Consider the following 21,671-nt stretch of genomic DNA (forward strand, 5'->3'; position numbering starts at 1 on the left):
CAAGGCGGGGGTTGAGCGGGACCGGGCGGCCCTTTCGTGTCTTGGTCGGCGGATCAGTCAGGCAGCTGCACGCTCCAAACGCTGGCGGGGTCGCTGGCCAAGGCGGCCAGCAGCGCTCCGGTCTGGCGCAGGACAAGGTCGGCCTCCCGCTCAAGGGCCAGCAAAAGCTCTCCCGCCATGGCCTCGTTGTCGGCCTTGACGGCGTCGCCCAGGGCCTTGGTCAGCTCGGACATGCCATAGCCGTGCACGGCGCCGGAAATGTTCACGAGGGAATGCAGGCACTGACGAGCAGCCGTGACTTCCCAGCCCCCAAGGGCGGCTTTCAGCTGCACCATGCGCTCGCGCGCCTGGACGTCAAAGAGGAGAAGCATCTGCTGGAGGATATCCTCGCTCCCGGCAAAGGCATCCTTTAGTGAATCAAGACTAATCCCTGTCAAAGCCCCGGCAGCGCTCATCAATTCCCCCTTCAGAGACCATGCGGACCATCAAACAAGCCATCTTTCAAGTATCAAGTTTATATCCTCCCTGCGCAGCGGGTGCAAGTGCCAGAACGACATTTTTCAGCTCCCTGTTGCATCCGGCATCAGGGCCAGTTAGAGTACCGAAACTGCGTGGGCACTCCACGCCAATCCCCATAAGGACGGTCCAATGCACTCCGACGATCAAGCTTTTGCTCGGCTCATGGAGACCCGGATGGCGGAAATTCGCGCCACGGACATTCTGCCCGAAGAATTGGTGACATTGGTTGAGCAGGTTCTGCCGGTACAGATGAAGGCGCGCGACGAGGCCAAGGTGAAGCTGCCAGACGAGGCCTCCTGCGCCACAGCTGAGGCCATGTTTGCTGGCAGCCCGCTCATCATGCGCGAACACTTTCCGCACGACGTCGACCAGGCCCTGGGCCTGTTCCCCGTGCTGCTGGAGATTCTGGCCGGCACCGGCGGCGCGGCCGCCCAGGCGGCGCAGACGCTGAAAAAAGCCATCGCCGCTGGCGAACTCGACCCCGCCGAGGCCCTGCGCGCGCTGCCCGCCGGGGATGACGCCATCTTCGCGGCCTGGCGCCAGCGCCTGCCGGAAAGCCCACGGGCGCTGAACTTCCTGGCGGCCTCCGCGCTTTGGCCCGGCCTGAACGCAGCAGCCCTGGCCCTGGCCCCCCGCGTGCCGGAAAATCTGCCCCACGAACGCGGCCACTGCCCGCTCTGCGGCAGCCTGCCCTACATCACCTTCCTGCGCCAAAAGGAAGGCCTGCGCTTCGGGGTCTGTTCCTTCTGCGGGCACGAGCACCGCATCCGGCGCCTCTGCTGCCCCTACTGCGACGAGGCCGACACGTCCAAGCTCAAGCTCTTCCGCGTGGAGGAGTACCCGGGAGTGGCCGTGGGCGTGTGCGAAACCTGCTCCATGTACGTCAAGACCCTGGACTACCGCGAGTTGGACAAGACCATGCTGCCCAGCCTGGACGACATGGCCACCGTGGCTCTGGACGTGCTGGCGCAAGGCCAGGGATACAAGCGCCCGACGCTCTCGGCCTGGGGCTTCTAGCCGCAACGCGCGCAACGCAAGGCCGGAGCCGGGACATTCCCAGCTCCGGCCTTTTTGCATACCGAAGTGACGCCAGCACTGGTGTCGGCAATTATTATTGCCGGAACCCGGTGCGGCTTCGCTGACGCCGCGCGCCCTACTTTCCGGCCTTTCTGAAGATCTGCTTGCCCGAGCCGGGCATGTCCAACTCCAGCAGCCCGGGCCTCCGGAGGGCCGATATCACGCCTCCCTGGCGCGTATGCAGGACGATGCGTCCCTCCTCGCGCACCTCCCAGCGGAAGGGGGCCTCCTCCGCTCCCACGGTGAGCGCGCCTCCGCCATCGCTGCGCAGGGTCAGCTTGGCCGGGCTCAGGTCCACTCGTTCGGACTCGTAATCGCCCACGATATCCTCCACCGGCCCGCGGCAGGCACCCAAAAGCAGCAGCCCCGAGGCCAGCGCGCCAAGAAGCATCCTCCTCACGTCTCAATCTCCTTGAGTGTGCTCTGATATCGGCGCTCCAGCGCCAGGGGGGAATCAAAGAAAAACACGTGGATACTCATGCCAAGCCAAGTCAAGTCGCGCACCAGGGTCATCCAGGTCATGCGCTCGTCCAGGGTGTGGAAGCAGCCGCAATCGATGGGCGTTTCGCGCAGGAGGTTCACGGTGACGGCGATGCAGAAGACCACGAGCAACGCGCCAAGAATGGCGCTCACCGTGCGCACGCGCACCCCGGCAACCAGCATGGCCCCGCAGATGAGCTCAAGCCACGGCAGCACCAGGGCCACTGCGTTCACCGCCAAGGCGGGCACGATCTGGTAGCTGGCGACCGTCTCGGCGAATTCCGCCGCATAGCCGATCTTGTAGACGCTGGCGTAGACGAACACCCCGCCCAGATAGAACCGAAACGCCAGGGCCAGCCAACGGCCAAACACATCACGCCAGAGGTCTTTTCTCATGGCTCCACCGGATAGCCCCGGGCTTCCCAGGAAGACAGCCCATCTTCAAGGACCAGCACGCGCTCATGCTCGCGGGCCGTGAGTTTCGTCGCCACCTCCTCGTCCCAGCGGCGGCTGATGTTGCCGCCGTAGACGATGAGAGGAGTGGACAGCGGCACCTGGGCGAAACGCATGAGGTACACCATGTCGAACAGGGCCGGGGTCAGGTTCACCGCCCCCCGCACACGCCGCTGGTCAAAAAACGCCTGGGGCCGCGCGTCCACAATGAGCGCGCCGTCGCTCTGCTGCAGCTCCCTGGCCTTCTGGGCCGTGACGGTCTGGGACGGTGGCCGCTTGAGATGCTCTGGCACCAGCGGGACGCCGTTGGGGCTTGCCAGGTTGAACAAAAAGCCAAGCAGCATGGCCGCCACCAGGATCACCCCGCAATCCAGCCAGGAAAAACGTTTGGAGCGCAGGCCCTCGGCGTGCAGGAAAGACCGCACCCGCTCGCCTGCGCGCTCCAGCAGGTCGATGGTCTGGCGGGCCTCCGTAAGCTCGTTCACGGTGCGCGTGAGTTCCTCGTTCTGGCTCTTGAGTCCCTCGTTCAAGGCGGTGATGGTGGCGAGGTGACGCGCTCCCAGGACGTAGCCCATGAGCGTGCCCACCTGGGCCTGAACCATCTGAACGTCCTCGCTCTCAAGCGCCTCGCCGGAGATGGTCTCGCCAAGGACCAGCACGCCCTGGACGTCTCGATCCAGCGAAAAATACATGGCGCAGACGCCCTCGAAGGGAAGGCCGCAACCGGCCAAAGCCACCGCCGGATTCTCGACGGAATCCACCGTGAGCGGGGCCACGCTGCGCGCTCCTGACGCCAAAAAGGCCTTGTAGACCAGCACATCGGCCGCAGCGTAGCCGGACAGCCCGGTGTCCGGCGCGCCCCGCAGCGCCAAGTCCACGCTGTGCGCAAGGCGGTCCAGCACCAGCACCATCCCGCAGTTCACGCTGAAGGCGCCCAGCACGGTCAGCAGGAAACCGTCCAGTATGCCCTGGACATCGTGCACGTGGGCCATCTCCGCAGCCAGCTCGTTGATGGCCGACAGCTGGTGCACCCGGCGGTCCAGCCCGCGCTGGGCGGCCTGGGAGGTGGCCAGGGCTTCGGTGAGGCGGTCGTTCTTGCGCCCCAGGTCCACGCTGAGCTGGCGGATGTTGCTCACGGCCAAGGCCCCGCGCAGGGCGCCGATGAGCAGGTGCAGCAGGCTGTGCAGCAGGGTCGAGGAGTCCGCGTCCAGCTCCCCGCCCGCGCCTGTGCCGTCCGCGGAAAGCAGCGGCCCCAGGGCCAGCAGGCCGCAGTGGCTCTCGTCCACGTTGAAGCAGAGCAGGATGTCCATGCCCCTGGGCAGCAGGCTGTCGCTGCCGGCCTGGTCACGGCGGATGACCCGTATCTTCGAGGACGGAAAATCTCCGTCCAGATCGCGGTAGGGGAAATAGGCATCGCAGATGTCTGGCAGGCGCTGCTCCAGCGCCTCGGCCTCGGCAGGGGGCAGCCCGCGCGAGAGCACCATGCCCTCGCAGCCGGCGGGACGGGCCAGCACCGCAACGCCGCGCATGGCACCGATGGGGCCCATGGCCGTGAGCAGGAAGGTCTCCATGATCTTGCGCGGTTGGAGAATGCCGGAAAGCTCCTGGGCGGTTTCCAGCAGGACGCGCAGGCTCAGGCGCTTGCGCTCAAGCTCCGTGAGCATGGCCGCCTCCCCCGCTGGCGCTCGCTGCAGTAATCCCAGACGCCCTGTTCATGCTACTTGAGCGCCTCCTTGATGCGCGCGAGCATCGCCTCGATGTCCTCGTCCACGCCGAGGTGGCTGTAGAGCACCTTTCCGGCCGGTGTGACGATCATGGTGAAGGGGGTCTTGGGCTCACGCAGGAGCTTGTGATTCTTGTAGTTTTCATCAGCCACGACGGGGTACTTGTATAGACCTGTCTTGCGCAGGCTCTCCACTTCCATGTCGTTGCCGCCTGCGGCCAGCCCGAGCAGGCGCACCTCACCGGCCTGAATGCGGCGGGAAAGACGGGAGTAAAGGGTGTTGAAGGAACCCACCTGCTTCGCGCACTCGCTGCAGTACACGCCGATGACTTCAAGAACGATGACCTTGGCCTTCAGGTCCTGCAGGCCGAAGGTCTTCTTCCCGGCCACGCCGAGGTCCTTTGCGTCCTGCCCGAAGACCGGAACCTTCAGCTGCAAGGTGGGCAGGGTCTGGCCTGGCGCTGGCAACTTGTCGCCCTGGGCTGTTGCAGCCAGGGCCGCTCCAGCGAACACCAGCAGCGCCAAGGCGCAAAACACAGAGACTTTCAGGGATGCTCGCATGCGTCCTCCTTGATTCAAGGGGCTGCCAGGGCAGCGGCGTCGGAATCATAGAGCGTCACCAGCTTGGCGATGCCCACAATCTCAAAGACCTTGCGGAAGTTCTCAGACAGCCCGGCGATGCACACCCGCTCGCCACGCTCCCGGGACTCCAGCAGAAGCTGGGTCAGAAGCGCCAGGCCCGCGCCGTTGGTGGAGGCGGACTCGTCGAAATGCAGGATGATGCGCGGCTTGCCAAGCCCTCTGGCGCGTTCCATGGCCTGGGCCAGGAAGGGCTCGCTGCGCGCGGTGACGCTGCCGCGGATGGTGAGGATGGCCGCGCCGTCCACGCCCTCGACGCTGATCTCCTCGGCCTTGCTTTTGGCGATGGCGATGCGCTCTTCGGCGCGTTTCAGGGCCTGGCTCAGGGCCACGCGCTGCACGGGCTTGTTGATGAAGTCCGTGGCGTCGAGGTTGAGCGCGCGGATGGCCAGGTCCATGTCGCCGTGGCCGGTGATGACGATGACCTCGGCGTGGGGGTCGATCTCCTTGATGCGCTTCAGCACCTCGATGCCGTCCATGACCGGCATCTTGATGTCGGTCAGGACCACGCCGGGCCGCTCGCGCTCGAAGGCCTCCAGCCCTTCGGCCCCGTTGGCCGCAGTGAGAATCTCGTAGCCATAGGCCGCCAGGAGCAGCCGGAACATGTTGAGCGTCGGCTGCTCGTCGTCGATGACAAGAATCTTTCTCTCCACGAAAACTCTCCTGTCGTTAATGCGTCTGCGGGAAGAACAGGTGGAAGGTGGTTCCCTTCCCAGGCTCGCTGTCGATGCGAATCTGGCCGCCGTAATCCCGCACAATTCCGTAGGTTATGGCCAATCCCAGGCCCATGCCCTGGCCGGTTTCCTTGGTGGTGAAGAAGGGCTCGAAAATCTTGTCGCGCACATCGTCGGGGATGCCCACGCCGGTGTCGGAGATCTCCACGCCGACGCCTCCGCCTTCGGCGCAGGTGCGCAGGCCGATCGCGCGCTCGGCGTCCATGTCCGAGGCCTGGCTGGCTTCGTTGATGGCGTCGCGGGCGTTGGTCAACAGGTTGAAGAACACTTGCTGCAGGCGGTTGTCCTGGGCCAGGATGGTCGGCAGGTTCTGGCCCAGGTCAAGGTTGAAGCGGATGTTGTCCAGCTCGAACTGGCGGCGCACGATAGTCAGCACGCTGCCGATGGGCTTGTTCACGTCGATGCGCTCTTTCAGCATCTCGGCCTTGCGCCCGAAGGCCCGCAAGGTGTTGATGATCTCGGCGGCGCGGTCCACCTGGGCGCTTATCTCCAGCACGACCTGGTGGAACTGCTCCGGGGAGACCGAGCGCCCCTGCTCTTCCATGAGGGCCAGGAACTCACTGCCCATCTTGATGGCGTTGAGCGGCTGGTTCAGCTCGTGCGCGATGCCCGCGCTCATCTCGCCCAGCGACTTCATCTTGCCCGCCTGGATGACCTGGGCGTCCTTCTCGATCATCTCGGTGATGTCCGTGACGGCGATGATGATGGCGTGCCGCCCCCGATAGGAGATGGGGCAGGCGTGGACGTTGACGTAGAAGGGCTTCGCGCCCTTTTTGTAGTGCAGCACCTTGGGGTGGTACAGGCAGCCCGAGCCGCCGCCCTTGCCCTCGTAGGTGATGAGGCAGTCGCTGCGGTTCTCCGGCCCAAGGGCCAGATACGACATGCCCAGAAGCTCGTCCTTGTCGTAGCCGTAGAGTTCAAGGGCGCGCGGGTTGACGTCCACGATCTGGAAGTTCTCGCAGTCCACCACGAACACCGGGTCCGGGCCGGAGTCGAACAGGGAGCGGTACTTCTCCTCGCTCTCGCGCAGGCGCCTGCGATAGAGCTTGATGCTCCAGACCATGTTGCGGAAGCTGTCGCCCAGCTGGACGACTTCGTCGCCGCTGCGCTTGCGGTAGAACACGCAGTTCTTGCAGGTGCGGTGCGTCGCCGCCTGTCGGGCCGACTGGTCGAAGTGCCAGCAGGGCATCTCGGTGTTCACATAGGCCGGGCACTCTGCGGGCCGCCAGTTCTGGTCATCTTCCTGGAAGTCCAGGCTGATGTCGAAATTCCCTCGCGAGAGTTCATCGGAGATGCGCGTGAGCTTGGAAATGGGCCGCGTGATGTACTGGGTGATGCGGTTTGAGAGGAAAAAGATGATGCCGATGATGGCGGAGATGAAGCCCAGGAACGTCAGGCGCAGCTTGGATATGAGGCTGTCGATGTGGCTCTTGGACAGGCCCACGTGCACGGTGCCGATGCGGTACAGGCCTTCCTTGATGGGCACGGCGATGTCGTGGATGGACTCGTTCTCCACGGTGACCAGGCGCACGCTGCGGTTCTCGTTCTGGGGCACCTGGTTGGCCAGCCGCAGTTCGCTGGGGAAGGGGCGCACCAGCGTATGGGCCAGCACCTCCCCCCCCTGGTCGGTGATGAAGATGTAGGAGATGAGGTGCTTGCGCTCGTGCAGCCGGGCCTCGTCGAAGATCAGCGAGAGCAGTTGGGGGTACTTCTTGTCGAGCATGAAGGTGCTGCCGCGCTCGGCGATGGAGTGGGCCACGGCGCTGCCGCGCATCTCAAGCTCGCTCGTCAGCGAGGACACCAGGATGTACCGGGCCACGAAGGCGATGGCCACGCTGATGAGCAGCACCACCGCAAGGATGGAGCCGAAGATCTTGTTCTTCAGGCTTAAGCCGCCGTAGCGCTTGAGGGAATCTCGGAGGAGGCTCATGGCCGCGCCCCCGTGGGGATGGGAGCGTGGGCATTGGCCGGACCCTTGGCCGTGGCATTGGCGTGCGCTCGAACCTCATCCAGCGCGTGCAGCACCTCCGGCCAATCGCTGATGAGCACGAAGTGCCCCCCCGCCAGCCGGGTGAAGTACACTCGCTCCATGCCCTGGTGGTTGTCCGGCCCGAAGGAAACCACAGTGCCTGGCCCCAGGGTGTAGTCGCGAATGGACTCGATGGCGTTGATGAACCCCTCGCGCGTCAGCTCGCGGCCGGCCAGCTTCAGGCCCTCCACCAGGATGCGGGCGTTGATGTAGCCCTCCAGGCCGACGGAGTTGGGCTTGTCGTCGGGGAAATACTTGGCCAGCAGGTGCACGTACTCCTCGGCGCTGCCCAGCAGCTGGCGGGCTTCCGGGCCTTCGAAGGGCGGCACCACCTGGGACATGACCACCACCTGGCCTGGGTTGTCGCCCAGGCGGCGGGCCAGTTCCTCCGCGCCCACGAAGGACACTGTGTGGAAGATGGGCTGGAAGCCACGCTCGGCGGCAAGCTGGATGAATTTGGCGCAGGGGTCGTAGGTGCCGATCATGACGACGGCCTCGGCCCCGGACTTCTGGATCTTGGCCAGGCCGTCGGCCACATCGAGGGTGCCGCGCACGTAAAAGCCGCGCGCCACGGGCTCCAGCCCGAACTCCTTCAGTGCCAGTTCCGTACCGGTGAGACCGTCGAACCCGTAGGCGTCATACTGATAGAACACTGCGATGCGCGTAAGCCCGAGGTCTTTCACCAGGTGCCGCACGGCGGCGGCGGTTTCCTGGTAATAGGAAGCGCGGATGTTGATGACATAGCGGTTGAAGGGCTCGCGCAACGCGTTGGCCCCGGTGAACATGCCCAGCAGCGGAATGCGCGCGTCCTCGATCAGGGGCAGTATCTTTACCGTGGTGGGCGTGCCCACATAGCAGAACAGGGCGAAGACCTGGTCCTGCACGATGAGCTTTTGGGTGTTGGCCAGGCAGCGGGGCGGGTCATAGGAGTCGTCGTAGGCGGTCAGTTCGATGCGCCGCCCCCATACCCCGCCCTGGTCGTTGATGTGCTTGATGTAGGAGAGCGCCCCGCGCAGGGTCTGTGTGCCCAGGTAGCTGGCGTGGCCGGAAAGGGCCAGCGACGACCCCAGGGCGATGACCTTGTCCGTCACGCCGGGGGTCTGGCGCTCGGAGGCCACCTTCTCGCCTTTGGAGTCGCAGCCGGAAAGGGCCAGGAGCAGGCACAAAAAAAGCGCGAGACCAGTGGAAGCCGCTAGGGTCGAGGAAATCCGCACGCAACGAGGCAACCTCACCACCACACCTCCAGGCCGGAAAGACCAGCTCACGAAAGACGTTTGCAAATGAAACCCACGAACGACGCTACGACAGTTGCGCCAGCGCTTCAACAGAAATCGCGCCCGACACCCCCTCATCCAGGCACCCCCCCTTGCCAAAACCAGCGCAAGGTGGCATCGCACCGAATATGCAACATCTTCGAATGAGCGAATATCGTCCTTTCCGCGCCCTTCCCAGGCAGTTGCCGAAGATCATGTCCATGGCCCTCGCCGTTGCCTTGAGCCTGTCGATGCTTCTGGCGGCCCTGCCCGAACGGGGTCTGGCGGCGCAGCCCTCGGCGGCCTTCCCGGACCTGGCGCTGCACCTCTCCGCTCAGAACGCAGCGGCCTTGGGCCTGGCCTCCGCCGGGCCGACCAGCCTCTCGCGCATTCCGGCACAGGGGCTGCTCGTGCTGCTGGTGAGCTATTTCTGCCCGCCCTGCCACAAGGAAATGCCGCGCATCAAGGATCTTGCGCGGCGCATCCGCGAGCGCGGCCTGGCCGAGCGCATCCGCATGGTGGGGCTGGCCACCGGCGATGACGAGGCCCTGGTGGAACGCTTCACGCAGCGGCACGGCGGCCTGCCCTTCGCCCTTGTGCCCGACCCGGCCCTGGCTGCGCACAAGCGCCTGGGCAGCCCGGTGGTGCCGACCCTCTACGCCCTCAGCAACATCGGGGGACGCCTGCGCCTTTTGAGCGTGCGCCAGGGCGAGTTCATCGAAGACCCCGACGCGTTTCTGGACTCCTTCCTGCGTGCGCTGCCCGCCCCCTCGGGCCACGCCAAGCCGCTTTCCGGACAGTGACAACCGCCTCAAGATCTGGCACTAGGATTCTCGCAAGAGCACATGCAGGGAGCGACATGACCGAGGGGATGACGACAGCTGGGGAGGAGAGCCAGGACGCCGAAGCAAGGGCCAGGGCCACGCTGCTTTGGCGCTGTTGGCCCGACGGCAAGAAGTTCTGCCCTCGCTGCCGCGCCGAAGCCCCCTACGCCCTGGCCGAGGGCCGCTTGCGGTGCGGGGCCTGCCGCTACACTTTCCACGACTTCACCGGCCGCTGGCTCAACTTAAGCGGCCTCACCCCCGCGCAATGGATTGAACTGGCCCGCGCATTTGCGCTGGACGCCAGCACCCGCGAGGCCGCGCTCGCCACCGGGATCTCGTACAACACGGCCTTCAAGGCCCTGACGGTCCTGCGCCTTGCCATCCTGGCCCAGGGCGCGGATGCCAACCAGCTCTTCAGCCAGCAGACCGGATTGAGCGACCTGTTCAGCAATTCCAAGCTCTGCCCCGCGCCCGAAGCCCTTGTCGGCGAGGTTCCGGTCTACGGCATCCTGAGCCAGGGGCGGCGCGTGTTCGTGGACATGGTGCCGGAGCTTACAGCGGAGAGTGTGCTGCACTTCAACCACAACTTCCACCTGCGCGTGGCGCGCCTCGGGCACATCCTGATCACGGACCGCTACAAGACCTACGACGGCCTCATTCTTTGCGGCGACGACCGCCTGCCCTACCACTATCTCCTGCGCCACCAGGGCTCCCCCTTTGCCGAAGCCGGCAGCCCTTTCTGGCTCTATGCCCGTGACCGGCTGCGCCAGTTCAAGGGGCTCTCCGCCCGGCGCTTCCCGCTGTATTTGAAAGAACTTGAGCTGCGCTACAACCGTCAGGGCGAAGACCTCCTGCCGCTGTTCCTCGACGCGCTGTGCGCTCCAATCCCTTCAGCAGCCCCAGCCTCCGCCAATCCGTAAAGAGCCTCCTTTCGCCGAGCCCTGAGCCCAGCCTCAGCCTGCCAGTGCCAAACCTTGCGCAGGAAACGCTTTGTTTGACGCAGACCCCACTTGTTGTGCTAGGAAGAACACTATAGAGTGGAGGTACTATGGATACCCTATCCAACGCTCCCCAGGGGGCCAACACACAAAATGGTCCGAGCCTGTCGACCCTGCCCTTCGGGGGTCTTGGCCTGGACCTGGCAGAGGTTCGGCGCAAGGTGCGCGGACTCGTGCTCAAGCCCTTCGTCAAACACGAAGCGCCCAAGGCCGAGCCCCGTGCCGAAACGCCTCCTGTGCTTTCCGGCTACCGCCTTTTGGTGCGGCTCAGCCGGGAGACGCTGGGAAGTTAAGGATGCAAACCCATAACAACGGAGGCCACATGAAGCTTTCGCGCAGAGGGTTCTTGAAACTCTCCGCCGCAGCGGCCTTGAGCACTGCCTTTGGCGGCATCGGCTTTGCAATGAAGCCCGCAGCCGTCGACCGCATCGCCATGCTCAAGCCGGACTGGAGCAAGCAGACCACCACCGCGTGCTGCTATTGCGCAGTCGGTTGCGGACTCATCGTCAACACGGCCCTTTCCGGCACCAAGCGTGCCATCAACGTCGAGGGCGATCCCGACCATCCGATCAATGAAGGCGCGCTGTGCGCCAAGGGCGCCAGCATCTACCAGCTGGCCGAAGGCACCCCCGGACAGCCCAACCCGCGCCTGCAGAAGGTCATGTACCGCAAGCCCTACGGCACCAAGTGGGAAGTCAAGTCCTGGGACTGGGCGCTTGACCGCATCGCCAAGAACATCAAGCGCGACCGCGATGCCACCTTCGCGACCAAGAACGCCAAGGGCCAGACCGTCAACCGTTGCGACGGCTTGGCGAGCGTCGGCTCCGCAGCCATCGACAACGAGGAATGCTGGGCCTACCAGGCGTTCCTGCGTTCCCTCGGCCTGGTGTACATCGAGCACCAGGCACGTATCTGACACAGCGCAACTGTAGCGGCTCTGGCAGAGTCGTTCGGACGCGGCGCGATGACCAATCACTGGATCGACCTGAAGAACAGTGATTGCATTCTTATCATGGGCAGCAACGCTGCCGAAAACCATCCCATTTCCTTCAAGTGGGTCACCAAGGCGCAGGAAAAGGGCGCAACCCTGATCCACGTCGACCCCCGCTTCACCAGAACCAGTGCGAAAGCCGACATCTACGCGCCCCTGCGCTCCGGGTCGGACATCGCCTTCCTGGGCGGCCTGATCAACTACATTCTGTCCAATGACCTGATCTTCAAGGAATACGTGGCCAACTACACGAACGCGTCCTTCATCGTCGGCAACGACTTTGAGTTCAAGGACGGCATGTTCAGCGGCTACGACGAGGCCACCCGCAAGTACGACAAGTCCAAGTGGAAGTTCGCCATGGACGACAAGGGCGTGCCCAAGCGCGACAACACCCTCCAGGACCCGCGCTGCGTCTATCAGCTCATGAAGAAGCACTACAGCCGTTACAGCGTCAAGAACGCCGTGGACATGACCGGCACCCCCGAAGACAAGCTCCTGGCCGTCTACAAGGCCTATGCGGCCACGGGCAAGCCTGACAAGGCCGGAACCGTCATGTACGCCATGGGTTGGACCCAGCACACCGTCGGCGTGCAGAACATCCGCGCCATGAGCATCGTGCAGATGCTGCTCGGCAACATGGGCGTGGCTGGCGGCGGCGTCAACGCGCTGCGCGGCGAGTCCAACGTCCAGGGCTCCACCGACCAGGCCCTGCTCTACCACATCATCCCCGGCTACATGCCCACGCCGTCAACCGCCCAGCCCACGCTCGACGACTACAAGAAGCTCGTCACCCCGGTCTCCAATGACCCGAAGAGCATGAACTGGAAGAAGAACTACGGCAAATACGCCGTGAGCCTCATCAAGAGCTTCTACAAGAGCGCCGAGCCGGCTGTCGGTTACGACTGGATGCCCAAGCTCGACGCCGGGCAGAACGCCTCCTGGCTGGTGCTCTTCGACGAGATGCTGAAGGGCAAGTTCAAGGGCTTCTTCGCCTGGGGCATGAACCCCGCCTGCTCGGGCGCCAACTCCAACAAGACCCGCGAGGCGCTGACCAAGCTGGACTGGCTGGTCAACGTCAACATCTACGACAACGAGACCGGCAGCTTCTGGCAGGGTCCGGGCATGAACCCCAAGAAGGTCAAGACCGAGGTCTTCATGCTGCCCTGCGCGGTGTCCATCGAGAAAGAAGGCTCGATCACCAACTCCGGCCGCTGGATGCAGTGGCGCCAGCAGGGTCCGAAGCCTCTTGGCGACTCCCGCCCGGACGGCGAGATCATCTACGAGCTGGCCCAGAAGGTGCGCGAGCTGTACAAGAAGGAAGGCGGCGTGTTCCCCGAGCCCGTGCTTGGCCTCAACTGGGAGGACATGGGCAACGGACACGAGTTTGACGTGCACAAGACCGCCAAGCTCATCAACGGCTACTACCTGAAGGACGTTGAGGTTAAGCAGCCTGACGGCACCATGAAGGTGTTCAAGGCCGGCACCCAGGTCGCCTCGTTCCCGTCCCTGCGCGACGACGGCAGCACCTGCTCCGGCAACTGGATATACTGTGGTTCCTACGTCGGCTCCGACCCCAAGGACAACCGCTCGACCAAGCGCTCCAAGGATCAGACCCCGGCCCAGGCCGCGGTGGGCCTGTTCCCAAACTGGGCATGGGCTTGGCCGGTCAACCGCCGCGTCATCTACAACCGCGCCAGCGTGGACGCCACTGGCAAGCCTTACGCCCCGCAGAAGCCGGTCCTGGCATGGAACGGCAAGGGCTGGGACATCGACGTGGTGGACGGCGGCGGCGCCCCCGGCTCCGTGCATCCGTTCATCATGCAGCAGCATGGCATGGCCCAGCTGTACGGCCCCGGCCTGAACGACGGCCCCTTCCCCGAGTACTACGAGCCGCTGGACTGCCCCGTGTCCAGCCATCCGTACTCCAAGGTGCTGCACAACCCGACCGCGCTCAAGTTCGCCGGCGAGAAAGCCGCCGTGTGCGACCCGCGCTTCCCGTTCGTGTGCACCACCTACCGCGTCACCGAGCACTGGCAGACGGGTCTGCAGACCCGCTACCAGCCCTGGCTGCTTGAAGCCGAGCCCCAGATGTTCTGCGAAATGAGCGAGGAACTCGCTGCCCTTCGCGGCATCAAGAACGGCGAGAAGGTCTGGCTGGAGAACGAGCGCGGCAAGCTCTGGGCCAAGGCCATCGTGACCAAGCGCTTCAAGCCCTTCGTCGTGCAAGGCAACATCGTGCACGAGGTCGGCATTCCCTGGCACTTCGGCTGGAGATTCCCCAAGGACGGCGGCGACGCAGCCAACCTGCTCTCCCCGTCTGTCGGCGATCCGAACACCGGCATACCCGAGACGAAGGCCTTCATGGTCAACGTCCGGAAGGCTTAAGGAGGCACGTCATGAGTGGTAAGAGCTTCTTCGTCGATCTGACGAAATGTACCGCCTGCCGTGGCTGCCAGGTCGCCTGCAAGCAGTGGAAGAAACTGCCCGGCGAGAAGACCGTGAACACGGGCTCGCACCAGAATCCGCCCGACCTCTCCGCCACCACGTTGCGCCTCGTGCGCTTCAGTGAGAAGGAGATCGAGGGCAAGATGCACTGGTTCTTCCTGCCCGATCAGTGCCGCCACTGCATGGACGCCCCGTGCAAGTCCGGCGCGGCCCTGCCCGATTCCATCATCCAGGATCCGGACACCGGCGCCGTGATCTACAACGAAAAGACGGCCAAGGAAGACGCGCCCACGATCCGCTCTTCCTGCCCGTACGACATCCCGCGCGTGGACAAGAAGACCAAGATCATCAGCAAATGCGACATGTGCAACGACCGCGTGAAGGCAGGGAAGCTCCCGGCTTGCGTGCAGTCCTGCCCCACCGGAACCATGAACTTCGGTGACCGTGACGCCATGCTGGAACTGGCCAAGAAGGGCCTGGCAGAGGCCAAGAAGAAGTTCCCGGGCGCACAGCTCGTGGACGAGGAAACCGTTCGCGTCATCTTCCTGACCGCGGACAAGCCTGCCCTGTATGCCAAGACCCTTATGGCCGACGCGACCCCCAGCCGCCGCCTGTACACCAGGCAGGAGGCATTGGCCGCGCTTACCAGACCGGTCCGGGCCTTCCTGGGCTAGGTTAAATGAGCTAGTGGAACGCACCTCTAGATAGGAAACCGCCGGGAAGGGCGAGCCAGTACTGGCGGTTTCCCCTTCGGGGGGGAGCGGAAGCTCCCCCCCGATTGCATTTCAGCGCTCACCTCTTGCCAAGGACGATTCCAGGGTTAGTTTCAACAGATCGCACAACGCCAAACCGAGCGCCAAGGAGCCTGACATGAAACAATTCGCCGCCGCGTTGCTGGCCTTGCTTCTCTTCTGCGCTCCGGCCATGGCCAAGCCCAAGGCCGGAGAAATCCTGCCCGACATGGAGATCAAGGCCGCACCCCTTCCGGCCGAGGCCGCCTACCTGGGCCTGCCCGAAGGAGCAAAAAGCTTCCGCCTCTCCCAGGTCAAGGCCGACGCGCTGCTGGTGGAAATTTTCAGCATGTACTGCCCGCGTTGCCAGGCCAGCGCCAAGTCCGTGAACGCCGTGTTCGAGAACCTGACCGCGCGCCCCGAGGGCAAAAAGCTCAAGATGCTGGGCCTGGGCGCTGGAAACTCGGCCTTTGAGGTCAACGCCTTCCGCAAACAATACCAGATACCCGTGCCCCTGTTCCAGGACGGCGACTACGCGCTGCACAAGACCTTTGGCAACGTGTATACCCCGACGTACATGGTGCTCAAGCCCGTGCCCGGCGGCAAGGGCTTCCAGGTGCTCCACATCCAGGAAGGCCCCTTCGGCAACGGCGAGGAATTCCTTGAAAACATGCTGCGCATCTCCGGCGTGCGCTAGCCCCGCCCCGCCCCCGCAGGAGGGATCATGAGAAAGTTGAGCGCCTTCGTCCTCTTCGCCTCGCTGCTCTGTGCAGCGGCGAGCCTTGTGCCTGCTCCGGCCCGGGCCATCGACCTGAAGGACATGATCTACGACCCCGGCCAGCTCAAACCCGTGGACAGCACCCTCAAGGTGTGGCCCGGGCAAATGGCCCCGGACTTCGTCCTGCCCGACACCACCGGCGGAAAGGTCCGGCTGTCGGACTTCCGCGGGAAGAAGAATGTCGTGCTTTCCTTCGTGCCTGCTGCCTTCACGCCCGTCTGCTCCGACCAGTGGCCCGGCTACAAGCTGACCCGCGAGCTGTTCGAGGAGCGTAGCGCCATGATCCTGGGCATCAGCGTGGACAACGTCCCAAGCCTCTACGCCTGGACGGTGGAGATGCACGGGCTGTGGTTCCCGGTGCTGTCCGACTTCCCCCATGGAAACGTAGCCAAGAGGTATGGCCTGCTGCGCAAAAGCGGTACCAGCGAACGGGCCATCGTCATCATCGACAAGAAGGGCGTCGTCCGCTTCGCCAAGGCCTTTGACATCAACCGTCGGCCCGACCTTGGCGTCATCATGAGCGAACTGGACAAGCTGAAGCAGTAGCCCGCCGCAGCAATGAAACGGCAGCAGGGCCGCCAGGGAGTGCAGTCTCCCTGGCGGCCCTGCCGCATTGATGCGCAAGCCCTGCTACTGCGTCTTGCCGCCGTTGCCGTTCTTGCCGCCATTGCCGTGGGTGCCATTGCCATTGCCCTTGACGCTGCCGTTTCCGTTGGCGGCGGAAGGCGCGGGCAGGTCGGCCAGGGCGCGGTTGGTCACCAGAAGGAAGAGCTGTCCGGGGTTTTTCATGCGCCCGGACACGAACTCCGCATACGTCCCGGACCCGCAGAACAGGTCCACATGTCCGCCCACGATGGCCCCGCCCGTGTCCTGGGCAAGCATGAGCCCGGAAAGACGCCCCGGCCCGCCCTGGGGGGGCACCGGCAAAGGCGTGGTCATGGCCAGGGCCGCACCCAGCGGAATCTGCGAGCGGTCCACGGCGATGGAGCCCATGGGCGTGAGCAGGCTGCCCATGCTGCCGAAAGGCCCGACATCCGACAATTTGAAGAACACATAGCTCTTGTCCTCGGCCAAAAGGTCCTGGGCCAGGTGCGGATTTTGCTGCACAAAGCTCTTGATGCGCGGCGCGCTGGCCTCGTCGCGGGTCAGGTGACCGCGCCGGATCACCGTGCGCCCAAGCATGGCCAGATCACGTCCGTTCTTGTGGGCGTAGAGGATGTGCTTCACGTTGCCGTCTGGCAGGATGAGCCTGCCCGAGCCCTGGATGTGCAGAAAGTACAAATCGATGAGATCCTTGACCCACGCCAGCTCCAGCCCCTTTCCCTTGAGCGCGCCGCCGAAGTCGATGTCGCCGCGCGTGTGGTAGGGCTTGATGCCGTTTTTCGTCAGGCGATAGTGGAGCTGCTGGCCCTTCCAGCGCGAGTGGAACTCGCCCAGGTCCGCCGTCAGCATGTCCGGCGGGCGGCCATAGACCGGGTAGGGATAGGCCGGGTCAGGCTCAAGGCTGGCCTCAAGAAACGGCTCGTAATAGCCGGTGACGAGGGTCTCCTCCGGCTGGGCCGGGAACCAGGTGAACACCCGGGCCAAGAGGGCCGGGTCGCCATCCAGATACGGCAGAGCCCCGAGCAGGTCCTCCAAGGTCAGGCGCAAGGCCCCCCAGGTGAGCTTCAGGCCGGGGCGGTCCACGGCCACCTGCCCGGCGGGTTTGGAGGACACGTAGGACAGATTGGCCTTGAGTCCGGGCTCCAGGTCGCGCCAGGACGTAAAGCCCTGGGTGGAGGGGTGCATCTGCGCCACTCGGGAGAGGGCCTGCTCAGCGCTCAAGGGCTCGAACCAGGGCCGCTCAACCTTGACCGGCGGAGGCGGCACAGGCGTGGGCGGGACCACGGGCTTGGCGCAGCTCCAGGCCAGGGCGACAAGAAAGAGTCCGAGGAGTCGGAAGCAGACGGACGCGGCCTTGCGGACACGCCCGGAGAGCGGTTTGGTCATGGTTCGTTCCTGTAGGACTTGTAGTCGGACCTTGAAGTAAGCACTTCATTGTACTCTTCGCTGTAGATCTTGAGCATGACCATGAGGAAGCTCAGGATCAGCGGGCCGTAGAATATGCCCAGCGCCCCGAATGCATGTATGCCGCCCAGGATGGCGAAGAAGATATAGAACGGCGAGACCTGCGCGGCCTTGCGCATGAGGATGGGCCGCAGGATGGTGTCGATGCTGGTCACGAGCACGACGTTCCAGAACAGGAAGAACCCTGCGCTGCCGGGGCTGACGAAAACATAGAGGTACAGCGACATGGGAATCCAGACAAGCCCGGTGCCGATGACCGGAATCAGCGCGGCCAGGCCCATCATGGTGCCCCAGAACAGCGGCGGGATGCCCACCAGGTAAAGTCCGAGCGCACCTACCAGGCCTTGGAGCATGGCGATGAACAGGCTGCCGAAGAGCACGGCGCGCGCCACGCGTTGCAGGCTGTCGATGATAACGTCCTCCTGGTGCGTGGGCAGAGGAGCGAGGTACTTGAGCTTCTGCACCATGACCCGGCCTTCGCGCAGGAAGTAGAAGACCATGAAGATCATGAGGAAGAATCGCAGCAGAATCTTGGCCACGTTGCCGACCAAGGTCGCGCTGGTGTCGAACAGGGACTGCGCGAAGCCGCGCGTTTGCTGAAGCAGCTTGGCCTGGAGCGTGGCCTCATCAAGCTTCAGGAAGGGCATCTTCTCGTTCAGCCAGGCAAGGTAGGGCTCCAGGCGGTTATCGCGAAGAAAATTCGAAGCGTCGGCGTGGTCCATCCAGCGGGTCACGGCCTGAACGGACTCCAGGCCGTGGGTGACAAGCCCCCAGCCAAGCAAGGCGGCCGGGAGGATGATGGCGAAGACCACCACGGCCACGGTGATGCCGGCGGCGAGGTTGGCCCGCTCGCCCAGGCGTGAGCATATGCGCACGTACAGCGGCGAAAAAATGATGGCGAGCACGGCGGAGATGATGATGGTGTGGATGAACGGCTCCACCAGCACAAAGCCCCAGATGAGCGCCACCACGAGAAAGAACAGCATGAAATAGGCAAAGATCTTGTTCGAATGCCGTGGCGTGAGGATCAGAGGGGTGTCCGGGGTCTCCGGCTCGCTGTTCATCATAAGATATATTGATCCCGGTGGTGTTGCGACGGCCAGCCCCCAGCCGAAGAACCGGTCCTGGCGGCGTTGCCGTGCGGAAACGAACCTCGGGCCTGTGTAAGCTTCGCGGGCTGCGCGGTCAAGGGCGGTCGGCTGGCAATAGACTTGCTCCCCCGCCCCTTTCTGCGTGTACCGGCTTTGCAAACGCGGGCAATTGCTCGCAGCCTCGATCTGGTTCTTGTATTTTCGGCGCGATGTGTCTAAAGGATCAGGATGTGCCGTGCGCCATCGCCCGGCATGCCGTTGGCTCACGGAATCTGCCCGGCAAGGCGTTATGATGACCGCCTCGCCCGGGAGCGTATTGTCGTGTGGTTGCACTCAATGAACGCTTCAACTGGAGGAAATTTCATGAAACGACTGTTCAAGTCCCTGTTGCTGGTGGCCACCTGCGCCGTCCTCGCCCTGGGCGTGGCCGGTTGCGGCGAGAAGAAGGAGGAGAAGAAGGCCGAGGCTCCTGCCGCCGCCGCTCCCGCTGCTCCGAAGACCATCGTCTTCGCTTCCGACGCCGCCTACCCCCCCATGCAGTACATGAACGACCAGAAAGAAATCGTCGGCTTCGAGGTTGACGTGATCAAGGCCGTCGCCGAGAAGGCCGGCTTCAAGGCCGAGTTCAAGAACGTGGCCTGGGACGGCATCTTCGCCGGCCTGGCCAATGGCAAGTACGACGCCATCTCCTCCAGCGTGTCCATCACCGACGAGCGCAAGGCCACCATGGACTTCTCCGATCCCATCATGGCCATTGAGCAGATCCTCGTGGTCGGCATCAACGAGAAGGCCACCGACCTGGCCGGCCTCAAGGGCAAGAGCATCGGCGCCCAGATCGGCACCACCAGCTACTTTGTCGTCAAGGACGTGAAGGGCTTCAAGGCCATCAAGACCTACGACGAAGTGGGCCTGGCCATGGAAGACTTGGTGAAGGGCAGCATCCAGGCCGTCGTCGCCGACAGCCCGGTGGCCGTCGACTACACCACCAAGAAGTACGCCGACAAGATCAAGATCGCCTCTGTCCTCAAGAGCGACAAGGTCGAGAACATCGGCATCGCCGTCAAGAAGGGCAACAAGGAAGTGCTTGACCTCGTGAACAAGGGCCTGGCCGCCATCAAGGCCGACGGCACCTTCGACAAGATCAAGGAACAGCACAAGATGAAGTAGACCGGCCCGAGCAGGACCGGTCCCACAGCTTACGCACCGGGGGGCCGCCGACAGGCGGCCCCCCGGCATTCCAAACCAAAGGCCATGAACGCATGAGCGACACACGAATCATCGACGTCGGGGAAGGCGCGGCTATCCCCAGCAAAAGCGACTGGGGGCTTTTCAACGCCTGGACCATCAGCATCATCGGCGCGCTGGCGGCCATCCTCTACCTCGTCATCGCCCAACCGAACCCCTACCAGCGCCTGTTGGTCTATCTGGCGGACGGCGTGGTCATCACCTTCCAGGTGACGGTCATGTCCATCCTGTGCGCCTGCGTCATCGGCCTCATCACCGGCCTGGGGCGCGTGTCCAGAAACAAGGCCATCAACCTGCTGGCCTCCACCTATGTGGAGATCATCCGCGGCATCCCGCTTCTGGTGCAACTTTTCTACATCTACTACGCCCTGGGACGCTTCCTGAACGTGCATGACCTGACCGCAGCCATCATCGCCATGAGCGTGTGCTACGGCGCCTACATGGGCGAGGTCTTCCGCGCGGGCATCACGGCCATCGACAAGGGCCAGACCGAGGCCGCCCGCTCTCTTGGGTTCAACACCAAGCAGACCATGTTCCTGGTCATCCTTCCCCAGGCGTGGCGCACCATCCTGCCCCCGGTGGGCAACGAATTCATCGCGCTGCTGAAGGACACCTCGCTTGTGTCCATCCTCGCGGTATCCGACCTTCTGCGCCGAGGCCGGGAGTTCTCCAGCGAGACCTTCCTCTACTTTGAAACCTACACCATGGTCGCCCTGATCTATCTGGTCATCACGCTGATCCTGTCCAAGGGCGTGAGCATCATGGAAGCGAGGCTCAGTCACTATGTCCGCCGCTAGCGCCCCCATCGTCGACATCCGCCACGTGAGCAAGAGCTTCGGCTCGCTCAAGGCCCTGAACAACGTGTCCATGTCCATGAGCCTGGGTGAAAAGGTCGTCATCATCGGCCCCTCGGGGTCCGGCAAGAGCACCCTGCTGCGCTCCATCAACAAGCTTGAGACCGTCGACTCCGGCACCATCATCGTGGACGGTTTCGACATCAACGCCCCCACCACGAACATCAACAGCTTGCGCATGGAACTCGGCATGGTTTTCCAAAGCTTCAACCTTTTCCCGCACAAAACGGTGCTGGAGAACCTGACGCTCGCCCCCATCAAGCTCAAGGGCATGTCCAAGGCCGAGGCCGACGAGATCGCGCTCAAGCTCCTGGACAAGGTCGGCATCAAGGAAAAGGCCCACGCCTACCCTGCACAGCTCTCCGGCGGCCAGCAGCAGCGCGTGGCCATCGCCCGCGCGCTGGCCATGTCGCCCAAGATCATGCTCTTCGACGAACCCACCAGCGCGCTCGACCCGGAAATGATCGGCGAGGTGCTGGACGTCATGGTCACCCTGGCCAAAGAAGGCATGACCATGGCCGTGGTGACCCACGAGATGGGCTTTGCCCGCGAAGTGGCAGACCGCGTGGTCTTCATGGACCACGGGGCGATCATCGAGGAAGGCACGCCCGAGCACTTCTTCGTCAACCCGGAGCATGACCGCACCAAGCTCTTCCTCAGCCAGATTTTGTAGGCGCAACTCGCCGAAACGCCACAGGCCGTCTCCCCGGAGGCGGCCTTTTTCATTGCCCTTGCCCTTT

At 63.9% G+C, this 21,671-nt stretch carries 21 protein-coding genes; 11 read left to right on the top strand and 10 right to left on the bottom strand.

All coding sequences use genetic code 11. From position 1 onward, the window contains the following. Nucleotides 1-53 precede the first annotated feature (53 nt). Nucleotides 54-371 (bottom strand): hypothetical protein, encoded by a 318-nt coding sequence (locus RDU24_RS10085; protein ID WP_308735626.1) that lies wholly within the window; start codon nt 369-371, stop codon nt 54-56. Nucleotides 372-693: 322 nt separating this feature from the next. On the opposite strand from RDU24_RS10085, the gene RDU24_RS10090 reads away from it, so the two are divergent. Then, the gene (locus tag RDU24_RS10090; RefSeq protein WP_308735627.1) at nt 694-1,536 is read left to right on the top strand and encodes a formate dehydrogenase accessory protein FdhE; all 843 of its coding nucleotides are present in this window, start codon (nt 694-696) and stop codon (nt 1,534-1,536) included. Between the two features lie 136 nt (nt 1,537-1,672). On the opposite strand, the gene RDU24_RS10095 is transcribed toward RDU24_RS10090, so the two are convergent. From RDU24_RS10095 to RDU24_RS10125, 7 genes are read right to left on the bottom strand one after another with little or no spacing between them, the layout of a single operon-like run. Further along, nucleotides 1,673-1,996, bottom strand: a complete 324-nt coding sequence (locus RDU24_RS10095) for a hypothetical protein (protein WP_308735628.1) — start codon at nt 1,994-1,996, stop codon at nt 1,673-1,675. Continuing rightward, nucleotides 1,993-2,472 carry a MauE/DoxX family redox-associated membrane protein gene (locus RDU24_RS10100; protein ID WP_308735629.1) on the bottom strand — a complete coding sequence of 160 codons (480 nt, stop codon included), beginning with the start codon at nt 2,470-2,472 and terminating at the stop codon, nt 1,993-1,995. The genes RDU24_RS10095 and RDU24_RS10100 overlap by 4 nt, the downstream gene beginning before the upstream one ends. Beyond that, a complete protein-coding gene (locus RDU24_RS10105) occupies nt 2,469-4,193 on the bottom strand; it encodes a rhodanese-like domain-containing protein (RefSeq protein ID WP_308735630.1) in 1,725 nt (574 codons plus the stop codon). The genes RDU24_RS10100 and RDU24_RS10105 overlap by 4 nt, the downstream gene beginning before the upstream one ends. Before the next feature lie 53 nt (nt 4,194-4,246). After that, the gene (locus RDU24_RS10110) at nt 4,247-4,813 is read right to left on the bottom strand and encodes a peroxiredoxin family protein (protein ID WP_308735631.1); all 567 of its coding nucleotides are present in this window, start codon (nt 4,811-4,813) and stop codon (nt 4,247-4,249) included. Nucleotides 4,814-4,827: 14 nt separating this feature from the next. Further along, on the bottom strand, nt 4,828-5,544 hold the full coding sequence (locus RDU24_RS10115; RefSeq protein WP_308735632.1) for a response regulator: 717 nt from the start codon (nt 5,542-5,544) through the stop codon (nt 4,828-4,830). Between the two features lie 16 nt (nt 5,545-5,560). Next, nucleotides 5,561-7,555, bottom strand: a complete 1,995-nt coding sequence (locus tag RDU24_RS10120) for an ATP-binding protein (protein ID WP_308735633.1) — start codon at nt 7,553-7,555, stop codon at nt 5,561-5,563. Continuing rightward, nucleotides 7,552-8,886 (bottom strand): ABC transporter substrate-binding protein, encoded by a 1,335-nt coding sequence (locus tag RDU24_RS10125; protein WP_374989760.1) that lies wholly within the window; start codon nt 8,884-8,886, stop codon nt 7,552-7,554. The genes RDU24_RS10120 and RDU24_RS10125 overlap by 4 nt, the downstream gene beginning before the upstream one ends. A 242-nt stretch (nt 8,887-9,128) precedes the next feature. Here RDU24_RS10125 and RDU24_RS10130 point away from each other — a divergent pair, with 242 nt between their 5' ends. The 7 genes from RDU24_RS10130 (at nt 9,129) to RDU24_RS10160 (ending at nt 16,220) form a co-directional block, all read left to right on the top strand. Continuing rightward, nucleotides 9,129-9,710 carry a peroxiredoxin family protein gene (locus RDU24_RS10130; protein WP_308735634.1) on the top strand — a complete coding sequence of 194 codons (582 nt, stop codon included), beginning with the start codon at nt 9,129-9,131 and terminating at the stop codon, nt 9,708-9,710. Between the two features lie 56 nt (nt 9,711-9,766). Next, nucleotides 9,767-10,651: an IS1595 family transposase gene (locus RDU24_RS10135; protein WP_308735635.1), complete on the top strand. Its 885-nt coding sequence runs from the start codon at nt 9,767-9,769 to the stop codon at nt 10,649-10,651. A 128-nt stretch (nt 10,652-10,779) separates the two neighbouring features. Continuing rightward, nucleotides 10,780-11,022, top strand: coding sequence for a hypothetical protein (locus tag RDU24_RS10140; RefSeq protein WP_308735636.1), 243 nt, complete (start codon nt 10,780-10,782; stop codon nt 11,020-11,022). 29 nt (nt 11,023-11,051) lie between these two features. Continuing rightward, complete coding sequence (gene fdnG, locus RDU24_RS10145; RefSeq protein ID WP_308735637.1) at nt 11,052-14,105, top strand: formate dehydrogenase-N subunit alpha; 3,054 nt, start codon at nt 11,052-11,054, stop codon at nt 14,103-14,105. 11 nt (nt 14,106-14,116) lie between these two features. Continuing rightward, nucleotides 14,117-14,839: a 4Fe-4S dicluster domain-containing protein gene (locus RDU24_RS10150; protein ID WP_308735638.1), complete on the top strand. Its 723-nt coding sequence runs from the start codon at nt 14,117-14,119 to the stop codon at nt 14,837-14,839. 196 nt (nt 14,840-15,035) lie between these two features. Beyond that, nucleotides 15,036-15,593 (top strand): peroxiredoxin family protein, encoded by a 558-nt coding sequence (locus RDU24_RS10155; protein ID WP_308735639.1) that lies wholly within the window; start codon nt 15,036-15,038, stop codon nt 15,591-15,593. 27 nt (nt 15,594-15,620) lie between these two features. Further along, complete coding sequence (locus tag RDU24_RS10160; protein WP_308735640.1) at nt 15,621-16,220, top strand: peroxiredoxin; 600 nt, start codon at nt 15,621-15,623, stop codon at nt 16,218-16,220. Nucleotides 16,221-16,304: 84 nt separating this feature from the next. On the opposite strand, the gene RDU24_RS10165 is transcribed toward RDU24_RS10160, so the two are convergent. Together RDU24_RS10165 and RDU24_RS10170 are read right to left on the bottom strand one after the other, a co-directional pair. Continuing rightward, nucleotides 16,305-17,663: an MltA domain-containing protein gene (locus RDU24_RS10165; RefSeq protein WP_308735641.1), complete on the bottom strand. Its 1,359-nt coding sequence runs from the start codon at nt 17,661-17,663 to the stop codon at nt 16,305-16,307. Next, the gene (locus RDU24_RS10170) at nt 17,660-18,808 is read right to left on the bottom strand and encodes an AI-2E family transporter (RefSeq protein WP_308735642.1); all 1,149 of its coding nucleotides are present in this window, start codon (nt 18,806-18,808) and stop codon (nt 17,660-17,662) included. The genes RDU24_RS10165 and RDU24_RS10170 overlap by 4 nt, the downstream gene beginning before the upstream one ends. A gap of 387 nt (nt 18,809-19,195) precedes the next feature. Here RDU24_RS10170 and RDU24_RS10175 point away from each other — a divergent pair, with 387 nt between their 5' ends. The 3 genes from RDU24_RS10175 (at nt 19,196) to RDU24_RS10185 (ending at nt 21,604) form a co-directional block, all read left to right on the top strand. After that, nucleotides 19,196-19,999, top strand: coding sequence for a basic amino acid ABC transporter substrate-binding protein (locus tag RDU24_RS10175; RefSeq protein WP_308735643.1), 804 nt, complete (start codon nt 19,196-19,198; stop codon nt 19,997-19,999). 92 nt (nt 20,000-20,091) lie between these two features. Then, entirely contained in the window at nt 20,092-20,874 is a 783-nt protein-coding gene (locus RDU24_RS10180; protein ID WP_308735644.1) for an amino acid ABC transporter permease, read from the top strand. Next, nucleotides 20,861-21,604 carry an amino acid ABC transporter ATP-binding protein gene (locus tag RDU24_RS10185; protein WP_308735645.1) on the top strand — a complete coding sequence of 248 codons (744 nt, stop codon included), beginning with the start codon at nt 20,861-20,863 and terminating at the stop codon, nt 21,602-21,604. The genes RDU24_RS10180 and RDU24_RS10185 overlap by 14 nt, the downstream gene beginning before the upstream one ends. The last annotated feature ends 67 nt before the right edge of the window (nt 21,605-21,671 follow it).

Origin of the sequence: Humidesulfovibrio sp. (assembly GCF_031082295.1) — a bacterium.
Taxonomy (GTDB): Bacteria; Desulfobacterota; Desulfovibrionia; order Desulfovibrionales; family Desulfovibrionaceae; genus Humidesulfovibrio.

Bases quoted from the DNA above. Each gene is read 5' to 3' on its own strand.
- RDU24_RS10105 (WP_308735630.1), bottom strand. From the start codon at position 4,193: ATGCTCACGGAGCTTGAGCGCAAGCGCCTGAGCCTGCGCGTCCTGCTG.
- RDU24_RS10140 (WP_308735636.1), top strand. From the start codon at position 10,780: ATGGATACCCTATCCAACGCTCCCCAGGGGGCCAACACACAAAATGGT.
- RDU24_RS10150 (WP_308735638.1), top strand. From the start codon at position 14,117: ATGAGTGGTAAGAGCTTCTTCGTCGATCTGACGAAATGTACCGCCTGC.
- RDU24_RS10175 (WP_308735643.1), top strand. From the start codon at position 19,196: ATGAAACGACTGTTCAAGTCCCTGTTGCTGGTGGCCACCTGCGCCGTC.
- RDU24_RS10180 (WP_308735644.1), top strand. From the start codon at position 20,092: ATGAGCGACACACGAATCATCGACGTCGGGGAAGGCGCGGCTATCCCC.
- RDU24_RS10090 (WP_308735627.1), top strand. From the start codon at position 694: ATGGCGGAAATTCGCGCCACGGACATTCTGCCCGAAGAATTGGTGACA.
- RDU24_RS10160 (WP_308735640.1), top strand. From the start codon at position 15,621: ATGAGAAAGTTGAGCGCCTTCGTCCTCTTCGCCTCGCTGCTCTGTGCA.
- RDU24_RS10170 (WP_308735642.1), bottom strand. From the start codon at position 18,808: ATGATGAACAGCGAGCCGGAGACCCCGGACACCCCTCTGATCCTCACG.
- RDU24_RS10155 (WP_308735639.1), top strand. From the start codon at position 15,036: ATGAAACAATTCGCCGCCGCGTTGCTGGCCTTGCTTCTCTTCTGCGCT.
- RDU24_RS10085 (WP_308735626.1), bottom strand. From the start codon at position 371: ATGCTTCTCCTCTTTGACGTCCAGGCGCGCGAGCGCATGGTGCAGCTG.
- RDU24_RS10120 (WP_308735633.1), bottom strand. From the start codon at position 7,555: ATGAGCCTCCTCCGAGATTCCCTCAAGCGCTACGGCGGCTTAAGCCTG.
- RDU24_RS10135 (WP_308735635.1), top strand. From the start codon at position 9,767: ATGACCGAGGGGATGACGACAGCTGGGGAGGAGAGCCAGGACGCCGAA.
- RDU24_RS10130 (WP_308735634.1), top strand. From the start codon at position 9,129: ATGGCCCTCGCCGTTGCCTTGAGCCTGTCGATGCTTCTGGCGGCCCTG.
- RDU24_RS10165 (WP_308735641.1), bottom strand. From the start codon at position 17,663: ATGACCAAACCGCTCTCCGGGCGTGTCCGCAAGGCCGCGTCCGTCTGC.
- RDU24_RS10185 (WP_308735645.1), top strand. From the start codon at position 20,861: ATGTCCGCCGCTAGCGCCCCCATCGTCGACATCCGCCACGTGAGCAAG.
- RDU24_RS10110 (WP_308735631.1), bottom strand. From the start codon at position 4,813: ATGCGAGCATCCCTGAAAGTCTCTGTGTTTTGCGCCTTGGCGCTGCTG.
- RDU24_RS10100 (WP_308735629.1), bottom strand. From the start codon at position 2,472: ATGAGAAAAGACCTCTGGCGTGATGTGTTTGGCCGTTGGCTGGCCCTG.